Genomic DNA, 13679 nt, shown 5'->3' on the forward strand with positions numbered 1-13679 from the left:
TTTTAGGTAAGCCAAGCTTCCTATTCGCCCTGAAAACATAATATAAATGGAATCCCCTCATTTAGAACAAGAGGAACTTGTTATGAATGATACTAAAGGAGGAATAGGGTAATGAGCGAAAAGTGTGAACACAGACATGATGATTGCGACCGTAGACGTGGATGCGGAGGCGGTTTTGCGCTTCTAATCGTATTGTTTATTTTATTAATTATCATCGGTGCTAGCTGCTTCGGCGGAGGCGGCGGTTGTGGCTATGGTGGTTATGGCGGTTACGGCGGCGGCTATGGTGGATATTGCTGCTAATTATTAAAAACTATTGAAAATGGCCTTGTGCAATACGCACAAGGCCATTTTATTCATATTTTTATATGCTGTGATAATTTATTAATGTACAGAGAACGGATTAAGAAGAAGAAAATAATCTCGATAATCCCGAAAAAGGTGAGTACGATACATGTCTCTTTTAGTAAGGAGAAAGAAAACATGCTTTGTAAAAACTTAACCGCAAATAACGTGTGAACACCAGCAACGATGTAAGGAACAAAAAATAAAATTCCTAATTGAATGGTTGCAGAGCGAAACATTTCTAATTCAGTTAAGCCAAGCTTTGTAATCGTAATATACTTTTGTCTTTCAGTTGTTAAGTCATTATACATACGGAAATATAAGACACTAGCCGCACCGATAAAGAAGATAAAACCAAGAAATGCCCAAATAAAGAATTGAGCAACTGCATTTCCTTTACCGTAAATGAGTTCATCCGTAGCCGTATGTATGAAGAAAGGAACTTGAGCTTTCTCTTCTGTATGCTTTTCGTAGAACTCACGTGCATCACCACTAATAACGCGTAACATATTTCTGGTTGGAACTATTGCATTTTCCCAGTTTTCTACGAAGTAGTTATAGATTACGGTTGTTTCAATATGAGGAATCATATTATCAAATACATAATCTTGTACGACAGCTAAATGTGGGAATGCAAAGGATGGTTCTATTCCCTTATTAATAAACCCTTTAATATGAAATTCTTTTTTATTAGATCCGAGTGTAATCGTATTTTGCTTTGCAAATGGATTAGATACGAGATCGAGAAGTTCTGGTGAGTGGCGAGAAATAATATACACTTCTGTAGAATCGATTGTTATTTCCGGTCTTTTCAATTGTTGGGCGATTGCGTTATAATCGCTCATCTTCATAAGCATAATATCTTCTTTTGAAGCTGTATCTTTTAAGACTGTAAACTTATATTTTTTGTACTGAAAATTACTAGTTGTAAGCTCCGTTTCAATTGTAGAAATATGCTTTTGTTCAAGGGAATTGTCACCTTCTGATGTATAAGTGAAGGGGACGGGATATCGCTCTAGTACTGATGCCTTCGTATTGTTATTAGCGGCGAATAACCCAATAATAATTGTAAATGCAAGTGCAGATAGCATAGAAACGATAAAGAGTACGTTAATATTACTACGGGTACGAGCAACTAAGTCCGAAATCCATAACATATTTATTTGTTTCAAATAAAACTTTCTACGCTTCTTTAAAATATAGATAAAAAGAAGAAATGTTTGTGAAAAGAATAAATATGTCCCGACTACTACGAGCGGTAAAATAGATAACATAATAAAAAAGACAGATCCATTTTGCACATTTTTTTCCGTTACGTAGCCTCGTGGATAACCAGCGATATAATAGCATAGCCCTAAACAAATTAAAGCGAATAAAGAGATGAGTATAGATGGTCTTTTTTCAGCTGGCATTTTCTTGTTCCCTTTAATGAGGTGGGCTGTTTTTCGAGTACGAATAAACATTGGTGTAAACGTAGAAACGATTAAAAATAAAATGATAAACGTTACGGTTGTAACGATAATCGCTTCTGTTGGCCAATATAAATAGAGACCTTTGGCATTTGTTAATTTCGAAGTGACTAATAAGAAAAAGTTAGAAAATACAAGGCCACCTTGAATGCCGATAAAGATAGACAATATCCCGATTATCATATTTTCAGTAAATAACAGTCTTTTTAATTGTCTCTGTGAGATACCGAGAATTGTGAGTATCCCGAATTGTTGCTTCCGTACATTTAAAAATGTTCCAATTGAATATAAGAGAAAGAAGAACGAGAACATAACAATCACAAGCTGTGCTGTACTAGCTAAGTTCATTAGAGGATCACGTTCTTGGAAACTTTGTACACTTTGTAACCGCGGGTGATACGCGTATACAGTAAATGAAAAGAAAACCATGATAGAAAAAGCACTACTTACAAAATAAGCGAAATATGCTTTAGAATTACGCGAGACATTTTTAAATGCAAATTGCCAAAATGTCATCCACGTCTTCCTCCTAATAACGCTAGAACATCTAATATTTCCTGATAAAATTTCTCGCGATATAGCCCGCGGTGCAGTTCGTTGTAAAGTTCGCCATCTTTAATGAAAATGACGCGGTTACAATAACTTGCGGCAAACGGATCGTGCGTAACCATTAAAATCGTTGCATCTTCTTCTTTATTTAATTTCGTAAATAGCTCCATTACGTCAATTGCCGCTTTTGAATCTAAGTTCCCTGTTGGTTCATCAGCAAGTAGAAGTGAGGGGTGATGGATAACAGCACGTGCAACTGCAGTACGCTGTGCTTGTCCTCCAGAAACTTCAAAAATACGTTTGTCCAAAATATGATCGATTCCAAGCTTTTTTGAAATGTTATCAAGCTTTTCGTCCATTTCTTTTAACGGAACATTATCTAACGTTAAAGGCAGTACGATATTTTCACCAATTGTTAGTGTATCTAGTAGATTAAAATTTTGGAAAACAAATCCTAACTCTTGGCGACGGAAAATGGCTAACTTCTCTCTACGAAATGTGTGCGGTTTTTTTCCGTTAATCACGACATCACCAGAAGTAGGGGAATCAATTGTAGAAATAACGTTTAAAAACGTAGATTTACCGCTACCAGATGGCCCCATGATAGCAACAAATTCACCTTTATCTACGTGTAAATTTATATTTTTTAAAGCGGTATGAGGTACTTTTCCCTCATACACTTTTGAGACGTTTTTTATGTGTAATACTTCTTCCATAATAATCACCTTTCTATTCTCTAAAACTTAATGTGTTGTGATAATTTTTGCATATAAAAGGAACGAATTAAAAGGAAAAATAAAATTTCAACTGTTCCAAAAATCAACAGTACGACTGTAATTTCAGCGAAGAACGAGAGATGTAATATTTCTTGTAGCATCTTTGTCGCAAACATCGTATGGATTGATGCCATAATGTAAGGTACGAAGAAAAGAATCGCAAGCTGAATTGTCGCTGAACGTTTCATTTCAGTCTCAGTTAAGCCTATTTTTGTAATCGTTATATATTTTTCTTGCTCACTTGTTAAATCTGTATACATCCGGAAGTAAAGAACACTGCCAGCACCGATAAAGAAAATAACTCCTAGGAAAGTACCAATTAAGAAGAACGAAGCGACATTTAGTTTTGTCTTATATAGAGAATCGCTCGCTTCACTTGCATGGAAAGGTGGATGCTCTGCTTGAATTGCTGCATTATCGGTGTCAATTTTTGTGATAAACGATGAACCGATATTATGTGCTTTTTCCCAATCTGTAACTTTGAAGTTATATACACTCATTTGTTTGGAAACGGTGGATAAGGCTTCTACATTTTCATCAGATAGTATGAGTAATTGGTATATTAAGCTGTTTGGGAATGGGCTATAGCTTTTGTATTCTTTCACTTGTAGTTGTAAATTGTTTTGAGTAAGTGTAAGTGTATTTTTCTGTTCTTTATTATGAAGCGTTCCAATAACTTGATCATCTAAGTCTTTCATAAGAATATAAGATTCATTCTTATTTACCGTGAGCGTTTCCCAATTTAAAGCCTTAGCAAGTACATTATAGTCACTTTGTTTAATGGCATAATAGAGCTGCGTGTTATCTTCAGCTGAAGATACTTCATATATATCTGTTTTAAATTTTGTATAAGTAAAGTGCTCTTCATTAAATTTCTGCTCTAACCAGTTTAAATGTTCATCAGCTAACGTATTTTCAGTATGCGATAAATAAGTAAACGGGAAAGGGTTTTGTCTAATCGCATCAAACTTTGTAAATTTCCCGAATCCATATAAGAATGTAATCATTGTAAAAGCGAGCGTCGATAGCATCGCCACAATAAAGAGCATATTAATATTCGTACGAATACGTGATGCTAGATCAGAAATCCAAAGCATATTAATTCGTTTCATATAAAACGTTCTTCGCATTTTTAAAATACGAAGAAGTAAAAAACTAATTTGTGAAAAGAAAAAGTATGTTCCAGCTGCAATAAGCGATGGGATGACAAATATACTAGAGACGGCATATAAAAGCCCAATTATGTCACCAAGCGACATAAAATACAGTGGATTTGCGGCTAACGCATATCCACATATTAAACAGGTCGCACCAAATAGAGAGATGAGAACGGATGCTTTTCTTTCTTTTTGTTTTGTTCCTTCTTTTAAAAGACGTACGGCTTTTCTCGTACGAATGAGCATCGGTGTAAAAGATGATACGAGAATGAAGAGCCCAAGAAAGATGATGATAGTTAAAACGATAGCACTTGTAGGCGGATATAAATATAAACCAGGTACGTGTGTAATTTTGGCGGTAACTAATAAAAAGAACTGTGAAAAGACAACTCCAAGTTGAATACCAAAAAATATAGAAAGAGCACCAATTAACATATTTTCTATAAATATGAGTCGTTTTAATTGTTTTTGAGATATGCCAAGTACTGTTAAAATCCCGAACTGTTTTTTTCGTACTTTTAAAAACGTCCCGATTGAATACAGTAAAAAGAAAAATGAAAAGAACACAATGACAACTTCTGAAATTGTCATTAATATGTTCAGAGCATAATTCACGTCTGTCATATGCAATTTCGGATGGAATAAATAAACTGCAAATGAGAAAAAGATTGCAATGGAGAACGCACTGCTTACAAAATAGGCAAAATAAGCTCTGGCGTTCCGCGTCACGTTTTTAAAGGCAAACTGCCAAAATGTCATTCACCTGAACCTCCTATTGGGATGAGCATGAAAAAGGAGGGATGAGATCCCACCTTCTCATGTGATAACTTTTTTAATATGTTAACCATTCGTATACTGTGATAATTTTTGCATATAAAGTGAACGAATGAATAAGAAAAATACGATTTCAACGAATCCAAAAATAATAAGAACGGCTGAAACTTCTTTGAACAGAGATAAACCAATTACATCTTGTAGCATTTTTGTTGCGAACATTGTATGAATGGATGCCATAATGTACGGAATGAAAAATAAAATACTAAGTTGAATGGTTGCAGATCGTTTCATCTCTGTATCTGTTACACCGATTTTAGAAATCGTTATATATTTCTCTTGTTCGTTCGTCAAATCCGTATACATTCTAAAGTAAAGAACGCTACCAGCTCCAATGAAGAAAATAACTCCTAAAAATGTCCCAATTAGGAAAAATGCAGCACTGCCTGATGTTATTTTGTATAACGAACCTGCTGATTCAAAGGAACGAATAAGAGGTCCTTCATACTGGGATTTATTTCGATCTTTTTGCACTTTTTCTATAAAATTATCAGCAATTTCATATGTCTGTTCCCAGTTTTGAATTTTGTAATTGTATGCTGATATATGTTTTACGGTGTTAGGTAAGTTATTTACGATAATATCAGGCAACACTATCGTTTGATATGAAAAGTCAGATGGGATTGCGTTTACATGCTCATAGCCTTTTACTCGTAATTTCGTATTTGTACTAGAGAGTGTAATGTAATCTCTTTTGTAGCTTTGCTCAAATTCGTTGAATATGGTGATATAAGATGTCCCTGTTAGCACATATGCTTCGTTATCATCCATAAATAGTTGTTTCATTCGTAAAGAATCTGCAAGTTTGTTATAGTCACTTTGCTTAATTGCGTATACGTCATTATAAATAGCTATATCTTTATCTTCTTTTAGTGGTGTTTCATATATATCAGCTTTTATTTTTTGATAAGGGAAATGCTCTTTTTGTAATTGTTGCTCAAGCCAATTTAAATGCTCTGTAACAAAAGGGTTCGCATCATAAGAAAAATAAGAAATTGGAAAAGGAGAAGTTCTATTAACTTCTAGCTTAATAAATTTCCCGAATCCATATAGAAACGTAATCATTGTGAAAGCAATTGTAGATAGCATTGCTACAATAAAAAGCATATTAATATTCGTTCGAATACGGCTCGCTAAATCCGAAATCCAAAGCATATTAATCCGTTTCATATAAAACTTCCTTCTTTTCTTTAAAATATAAATCAGTAAGAAACTAATTTGTGAAAAGAAGAAATATGTTCCGATTGTAACAAGCATTGGGATAACGAAAATACTTGAAACCATATATATAACACCGATTTGCGGGCTTACTGATACGAAATATTTAGGATTTCCAGCTAACGCATAACCACCAAATAAACAAATCACACCAAATAATGAAACAAGTATGGATGGTTTTCTTTCTTTTTGTTTTCCACCATTTGTTTTTAAAAGGTGTACCGCTTTTTTTGTACGAATAAGCATTGGTGTGAATGCAGATACAATGATAAAAAGACTAAGGAAAACAATGGTTGTTAAAATAAACGCGTTAGTAGGACCGTATAAATATATTCCTGGAACATGCGTAAGTTTGGATGTTACTAATAAGAAAAATTGAGAAAAAACAACTCCAAACTGCATGCCGAAAAATATAGATAAAATCCCGATTAACATATTCTCCATAAAAACAAGACGATGTAATTGTTTTCTCGATATTCCTAAAATGGTCAAAACACCAAATTGTTTTTTTCTAACTTTTAAAAAAGTACCAATGGAATATAGTAAAAAGAAGAAAGAGAAAAATACAATTACTACTTCTGAAAATATCATTAATCCTGAAATTTCAGAAGTCATGTCAAAGTTTTGTAATTTCGGATGGAATAAGTAAACAGCAAACGAAAAGAACACAGCAATGGAAAAGGAGCTACTTACAAAGTAAGCAAAATAAGCTCTTGAGTTGCGCGTGACGTTTTTAAATGCAAATTGCCAAAATGTCATAGATTATACCTCCGGCTAGAAGATATAGAAGTAGTTGTATTGCAAAAAATGTATGAGAGTGAGTTCTCATACATTTTGCTTGCATATGTTACGATCATGCTTCGGTCACCTTCTCCGTATGTTCTGCTTGATTATTTGCAGCGTTGTGGAAGATGATTTTAATCGTCGTTCCTTTACCAACTTCAGAATCTAGTTTGACAGAGTGACCTAAATAATCACAAATTTTACTTACAATATAAAGGCCCATACCAGTAGATTCTCCGAATGCGCGACCGTTTTTCCCAGTGTAAAATGGTTCAAATACTCTTCGAATATCTTCTTGCGGAATACCAACACCTTCATCACGAACTTCTAAAATAATATCTTTTCCGTTTCGATAAGCAGATAAGAATACTTTCTTTCCGCGTTCACCAGAGTAACGAACTGCATTTGTCATTAACTGATAGATGATAAATTTTAGCCATTTCGCATCAGAAGCAACTTTTAAATCAGAATGGACTTCTAAAACAGGGAAGACACCATTACGAATGAATAGTTCTTTTAATCCGTTAATATTTTTTGTTACCGTATCTTTTAATGAAATCGTCTCAACATGGAAATCTTCATGGAAGTTATTTAACCTAGCCATGTATAAAGCCATATCAAGCCCTTGGTTTAGACGCTCTAATTCTTTTTTAAACTTTGGAATTAAATGCTCGTCTTCCATTTCTAGCACCATAAGCTGCATAACAGAAACAGGTGTCTTCATTTGATGTACCCAATGGTTAATAAATAATTGATGTTCTTGTTGTTTTACTTCATACGATTGTAGTTCTTTTTGGAAGAGGCGGTACTGCGTACGCACGAGTTCATTGACACCGTGAGGCATCGGAGCAGTTGCTCTTTCAATAAACGCATCTTCCATTTTTTCTGGTTGCTCACTTAATCTATGGTACATTCTACGATTGCGAACGTAACGGTAAGCGAGGAAACAAATAAATAAGTATAGGCTTAAAACGACGAAGTAAAATTTATTATTTTGAAATCCATCTACTGCATCATAAAGAACGAAAATGATACCGAAGTTTAATACGTACAGTAGGAAAAATGCAAAATGATCACGTAAAAATAACTTCATGCTTATTCACTCCAAGTTGCGTTAAAGCGATATCCAAGTCCACGTACTGTTTCAATAGAGTTCTCAATGCCAAGCTCATTAAACTTTTTACGAAGACGTGTAATGTTTACGTTTAATGTATTTTCCTCAACGAAACTTTCGTCATCCCAAAGCGCAGCTAATAAATCTTCACGGCTCGCTGTACGAGGAAATTTAGATAATAACATTTCTGCTAAAATTGCCTCTTTCTTCGTTAAAAGAACTTGTTCAGATCCAAAATGAATTTCTGGACGTTCAGGGAATAGTTTTAATCCTTCTACTTCAACGATACGTTCTGAAATATTTGGTGCATAATCACCGTAAATACGGCGTAATTGTCCTTTAATTTTCGCCATCACAACGTCGTAGTGGAATGGTTTTGTAATGTAATCATCCGCACCGCTTTCAATTGCCATAATTTGTTCCATCTCACCAGCACGCGCTGAAATGAAAATAATTGGACAAGTAGATTCATGACGAATTTGACGGCACCAGTAGAAACCATCGAATTTCGGTAAGTTTACATCAAGTAAAACAAGATGGGGTTTCACTGCGTTAAACGATTCCATAATATCATCGAAATTCTCCGCTACCACAGCCTCATAACCGTACTTCTGAATGTGAGATTGCAGTAATGATGAAATATTTGGATCGTCTTCAACGATTAAAATTTTATACATATGTATATTCCTCCTCAGAAAAACAATTGTAGCTATAGTGTATCATGTGTTTCAAGTCTTTTCATTATGTTGAAAGATAAGCTGGTAAACAGTATAGGTTAAAAGTGAGAAAAGTAAAAAGGGCGCTGGATACAATTGACAAATAACGGTAATCGGTTTAATATTTAGATAAATATCTAAATGTCTAATTATCGAAAGGAAGAAAGACATTGAATCAAGCATTCAAAGCATTAGCAGATCCAACAAGGCGAAAAATTTTAGACTTATTAAAAGAAGGTGATCTAACCGCTGGTGAGATTGCTGAACATTTCAATATGACAAAACCAAGTATTTCACACCACTTAAACGCACTTAAAAATGCTGAACTTATTCAAGATGAAAAGAAAGGGCAATTCGTTGTGTACTCTTTAAACACAACGGTCTTTCAAGATTTGTTGACTTGGGTGTTTACATTTACGAATAAGGGGGAAGAGGGGAAATGAAAAAACATCTTTTTGCAATCTTATTAATCGTTATAATTTGTTTAGCTTGGGCGTTTGCTTGGCCACATTTGCCGGATACAATTGCAACGCATTGGAGCGGTGGTAAGGTAGATGGGTATTCTTCTAAATTGTATGGAATGCTTTCTATGGTTGGAATTATGATTGTTTTATATATTTTTCTCAACCTGTTACCAAAGATTGATCCAAAGAAAGCAAACTACGAGAAGTTTTCTAAAGCTTTTATGATGATAAATAACGGGATACTACTGCTACTATTTGTAGGAAATATAGATATTATCACAAGTGGATTAGGATACAATTTATTCATTAATCGCGTGCCTGAATTATTAGTTGGTATTTTATTTATAGTCATCGGAAACTATTTACCACAATGTAAACCAAATTATTTTGTAGGTATAAAAACACCGTGGACGTTAAGTAACGAAGAAGTATGGAGAAAGACGCATCGCTTTAGCGGAAAGGTGTTTGTTGCATTAGGAATTATTATGATTCTAAGTGTTTTTGCACCAGTAACGTGGAAATCTTTCGTAATGGGTGGAATTATTATCGGTGCAGTAGGGCTCACGATGGGATATTCATATATTGCTTATAAAAAAGAAATAGGGGCTTAATAAAAAATTATGGGGGAGAGAGGATGAAAAGACACGTATTACCATGGAGTTTAATTATTGGCATTGTAATTGGATGGTATATTGTATGGCCACATTTACCAGAACAAATTCCACGTCATTATAATGCGGCAGGAGTAGTAGATGGATATTTTTCTAAAGTAGAAGCAAGTTCTGTTTCAATAGGTAGCATGATGTTGCTGTATTTGATATGGCTAGCTCTTGGGTATATTGACGTAACGAAAGATAAGTATAAACAGCATGCTAAAGTCCTTTCCGCAGTCCATTATGCAATTCTTTTAATAGGATTCGGTTGTAACTTATTTGCGCTATTAGCAGCGTCTAATTATATTGCATCGGGCTCAATTGCATTTAATTTTGGACTTGGAACATTGTTTCTTGTACTAGGTAATTACATGCAACAAACGAAGCCAAACGGGTTAGTAGGCATTCGAATGGACTGGACATTAGAAAATCCTGTAGTTTGGAGGAAAACACATAGATTTGCTTCGAGGGTATTTGTAATAGGTTCACTTTGTATATATGCCGGGGCTTTGCTTCCAGATCCATTTAATATTTTTATAGGGATTGGAATCATATTAATATGCATTATCGTATCAACAATAAAGTCATATAGTATTTATAAAGAAGAGTTGAAAATGTAAATAAAGCTGCTTTTCCTTTTAGGGAAGAGCAGCTTTGTTTTTAGGTTATTCAAATTACTATATTTAATAAGTTATATTCAAATTTTTAATTAACCAAGGCTTTATCAATGACAGAACTGTTATAGGTTGCATAGCTTTAGTGTGATCCATATCATTTCCTCTTAAGATTTCTATATCCCATCCAAGATGTTCTAACTTTTGTTTGTTTTTTTGAAGTATACCAATAATATCAACTACTACATTGCCAAAATTTTCACCGTAAACAATAGTGTCTTTTTCCCCAGAAAACGCTAATCTCGGAATGATTAGTTTATGTTGGATGTCTTGATCATCAAACTCCATCAAATTCTCGTACATTGTAACAAACTGTTTAGTTTGACTCATGTCGATCTTTATCTGTATGTTATCCCAATCAATTTTTTCAGGATTAATATGTGCTTGATCAATAACAGGAGAATTGTGATTATTCACAGCTTGCTCGTATGTTTTATTTGTTACTACCATCATTTCTTTATATGGACCATCTATTGGTGGAAACCCGCCCATGATTATACTGTCTAATCTATCCGTTCGAATGGCTAATTGTAATCCGGCTAAAGCTAACCAAGAGTAACCATAATAACTAAACTTATTAATATTCATTTCGTCAGCAATTGTTAATAGGTCTTTTACTATATTTTCAGGTGTGAGATTCTCTGGATTTGGATGTTGCAAACGATGGCCTTCGTAGTCAAAATATAAAATCTGAAACTTATCTATGAGTCCATCAATAAAATGTTTTCCAAATTCAGGATCTACTCCCCACAACTTTAAAGTTTCAGCATCTTGCCCATATACAGATTCTTTAGCAACTGGGAGCATGATTGTTCTAAATTTTGGATTTCCAACCAAACCAACCTTTAATACTGATTCGTCCGTAAGTTTTATGATTTTCTCCATTTCTATCACTCCTAAATTGTTTATACTAAAATCATATAACATTCATGCAATCTTCCGGATTTATGATTTTTTTTCTCGTATATATAAGGATTTTATTTGAAATATGTTAATGTAGCACTTGAAGGTTTTACTTTAAAAAGGAGTTAATAAATGAAGACATATAGTCCTAAACAAATTGCGAATGTCTTAAATGTTAGCACAACAACTTTGAGAAGATATGAAGAACAAAATCTCATTCCTGTTGTGCCAAGAACGGAAAGTAATCACCGGTTTTATACATCGATACACTTTCAAGCATTTATTACCATTAGAGCATTATTAAAAGGATATGATATACCTATTGTTTATAAAGTTATGAGGATGATTAAAAACGTAAAGTTTGAAGAAGCACTTTGGTTAATTAATGAACAGCAATTCAATATTCAGGTGGAGAAAAAACGAGTAGAAGAAATACTAAACATGATTCGAAATGCTGATTTTACTAAATATAAAAATGTAGAGTTAAATGAACGCATGAGCATTGGAGAGGCTGCAAACATAGCAGGCGTAAATACTTCGGCTATCCGTCATTGGGAACATGAAGGGTTAGTCCACTCAGAAAGAAATAAAGAAAACGGTTATAGAATGTTTCCAATATCTGAACTGCGTAAAATACTGGTTATAAGCAGTTTGAGAAAAACCGTGTATTATATAGAAAATATGAAAAGCTTGCTAGATGATTTAGAAACATTACACTATGGAAAAATTGAACGTTCCTTTCAGTTGGCTTTAGAAAACTTGAACAATCAACTATTACTCCAATTTAAAGGAATTGAAGAACTGATGAAATATATACACTTTTACGAGTAAGCAAATATGTAAAAAGAGCTAGGCACAATGCTTAGCTCTTTTCCTTTTGTTATCACTTCTTCAAAACCGGTATCCAAATTTCACTTTTAAAGTTTGGAGAAGATATATCTTTCTGTTCATTCCACAATATCTCCGGTCCTTCCGCTAGTTCATAGTTCGAAGAAGGGAACCATTCAGAATAAATACGTCCCCATACATTTTGTAATGCATCAGGAAATGGACCGACAGCTTCAAATATAGCCCATGTTGAAGCTGCGACTTCAAGTTGCGCGAATTGCTCTGGACAATCCTTTGTTGTGGCTACTCCAATATAGTGATCGAGTTCGCCTTTTTCCTCCATTCTTCCTTCAGAAAAATTAGTGGAAGCACTAATAATTCCAGTAGGTTCAATGTTTGAAAGGGACTTTAATGTTTGAATAGACTCTGGGTTTAAACTTTTCCACATAGAAGCAATTTCTTCATTTACACCGTTAAAAACGATTGGTACTCGTTTTGTAATACCTATAATTCGAAAGGGGTCTTTTTCTTCAATTCGATAATTCATTTCATTTCCTCCTTGAATGGATAACTGGAAGGTCATTGGTGAATAAGCCTTCAAAGAATGGCTACTATTTCGGGCCTCTGAAGGTGTTATACCGTGCAAGTTTTGAAATGCACGAGCGAATGAATCTGGTGAGTTGTAGCCATATTTTATAGCGACATCAATGACTTTTACATTGCTGTTTTTTAGTTCAAAGGCAGCGAGAGTAAGACGTCTACAGCGAATATAATCAGATAGTGATATGCCTGCTAAAAACGAAAACATTCTTTTAAAGTGATACTCAGAACAGAGAGCTAGCCTCGCAACTTCTTTAAAATCAATTTCATTCGTAAGGTTACCTTCAATATAGTGCATTGCAGTATTCATATTTTTAAGTGAATCCATATTATGACCTCCTCTGTACATAGAATAACAGGAACGAAATAACCCCATCCGACATTTCGTGCACAACTTTGTAGGTGCATTTTTTACCTTACAAAATTGTAATGTTCCTGTAAGGAGAATGAATGGATGGTATGATATCCCAATGTTATAGTAGCAAAGTACTTTAATTCATTATGTTAACTTTTTGATGTCTTTACTTATGTGCCTTACATAACTGTCATGTTTGTGTAAGAAACATCGATAGTGGCAAGAGTAGAGAGTGTATATA

13 protein-coding genes are annotated in these 13679 nt (G+C 34.2%); 5 read left to right on the forward strand and 8 right to left on the reverse strand.

What is annotated here, in order from left to right:
- Positions 1 to 111: 111 nt before the first annotated feature.
- A complete protein-coding gene (locus tag C4S65_RS00260; protein WP_001290387.1) occupies positions 112 to 303 on the forward strand; it encodes a YjcZ family sporulation protein in 192 nt (63 codons plus the stop codon).
- 53 nt (positions 304 to 356) lie between these two features.
- On the opposite strand, the gene C4S65_RS00265 is transcribed toward C4S65_RS00260, so the two are convergent.
- The 6 genes from C4S65_RS00265 to C4S65_RS00290 all read right to left on the reverse strand — a co-directional run bounded on the left by C4S65_RS00265 (position 357) and on the right by C4S65_RS00290 (position 8922).
- Complete coding sequence (locus C4S65_RS00265; RefSeq protein ID WP_000144948.1) at positions 357 to 2330, reverse strand: ABC transporter permease; 1974 nt, start codon at positions 2328 to 2330, stop codon at positions 357 to 359.
- Positions 2327 to 3079, reverse strand: coding sequence for an ABC transporter ATP-binding protein (locus C4S65_RS00270; RefSeq protein WP_000393250.1), 753 nt, complete (start codon positions 3077 to 3079; stop codon positions 2327 to 2329). The genes C4S65_RS00265 and C4S65_RS00270 overlap by 4 nt, the downstream gene beginning before the upstream one ends.
- Positions 3080 to 3099: 20 nt before the next feature.
- A complete protein-coding gene (locus tag C4S65_RS00275; RefSeq protein WP_061667099.1) occupies positions 3100 to 5055 on the reverse strand; it encodes an ABC transporter permease in 1956 nt (651 codons plus the stop codon).
- A gap of 81 nt (positions 5056 to 5136) precedes the next feature.
- Positions 5137 to 7107, reverse strand: coding sequence for an ABC transporter permease (locus C4S65_RS00280; protein WP_086405772.1), 1971 nt, complete (start codon positions 7105 to 7107; stop codon positions 5137 to 5139).
- 94 nt (positions 7108 to 7201) lie between these two features.
- A complete protein-coding gene (locus C4S65_RS00285) occupies positions 7202 to 8224 on the reverse strand; it encodes a sensor histidine kinase (RefSeq protein WP_000765341.1) in 1023 nt (340 codons plus the stop codon).
- 2 nt (positions 8225 to 8226) lie between these two features.
- Positions 8227 to 8922 carry a response regulator transcription factor gene (locus tag C4S65_RS00290; RefSeq protein WP_000276738.1) on the reverse strand — a complete coding sequence of 232 codons (696 nt, stop codon included), beginning with the start codon at positions 8920 to 8922 and terminating at the stop codon, positions 8227 to 8229.
- Positions 8923 to 9131: 209 nt separating this feature from the next.
- Here C4S65_RS00290 and C4S65_RS00295 point away from each other — a divergent pair, with 209 nt between their 5' ends.
- Genes C4S65_RS00295 through C4S65_RS00305 form a run of 3 tightly spaced genes read left to right on the forward strand, consistent with a single transcriptional unit; the run spans position 9132 to position 10698 of the window.
- Positions 9132 to 9404, forward strand: a complete 273-nt coding sequence (locus C4S65_RS00295) for an autorepressor SdpR family transcription factor (protein ID WP_001070526.1) — start codon at positions 9132 to 9134, stop codon at positions 9402 to 9404.
- Positions 9401 to 10036, forward strand: a complete 636-nt coding sequence (locus tag C4S65_RS00300; protein WP_086790826.1) for an SdpI family protein — start codon at positions 9401 to 9403, stop codon at positions 10034 to 10036. The genes C4S65_RS00295 and C4S65_RS00300 overlap by 4 nt, the downstream gene beginning before the upstream one ends.
- 23 nt (positions 10037 to 10059) lie before the next feature.
- A complete protein-coding gene (locus C4S65_RS00305) occupies positions 10060 to 10698 on the forward strand; it encodes an SdpI family protein (RefSeq protein ID WP_000820679.1) in 639 nt (212 codons plus the stop codon).
- Positions 10699 to 10761: 63 nt separating this feature from the next.
- Here the strand turns inward: C4S65_RS00305 and C4S65_RS00310 are convergent, their stop codons facing one another.
- Complete coding sequence (locus tag C4S65_RS00310) at positions 10762 to 11637, reverse strand: hypothetical protein (RefSeq protein WP_000411236.1); 876 nt, start codon at positions 11635 to 11637, stop codon at positions 10762 to 10764.
- A gap of 150 nt (positions 11638 to 11787) precedes the next feature.
- Here C4S65_RS00310 and C4S65_RS00315 point away from each other — a divergent pair, with 150 nt between their 5' ends.
- A complete protein-coding gene (locus C4S65_RS00315) occupies positions 11788 to 12486 on the forward strand; it encodes a MerR family transcriptional regulator (RefSeq protein ID WP_061667101.1) in 699 nt (232 codons plus the stop codon).
- Positions 12487 to 12538: 52 nt separating this feature from the next.
- Here the strand turns inward: C4S65_RS00315 and C4S65_RS00320 are convergent, their stop codons facing one another.
- Entirely contained in the window at positions 12539 to 13411 is an 873-nt protein-coding gene (locus C4S65_RS00320) for an AraC family transcriptional regulator (protein WP_061667102.1), read from the reverse strand.
- Positions 13412 to 13679: the final 268 nt, after the last annotated feature.

This window comes from Bacillus sp. ok061 (assembly GCF_900108285.1).
Taxonomy (GTDB): Bacteria; Bacillota; Bacilli; order Bacillales; family Bacillaceae_G; genus Bacillus_A; species Bacillus_A thuringiensis_S.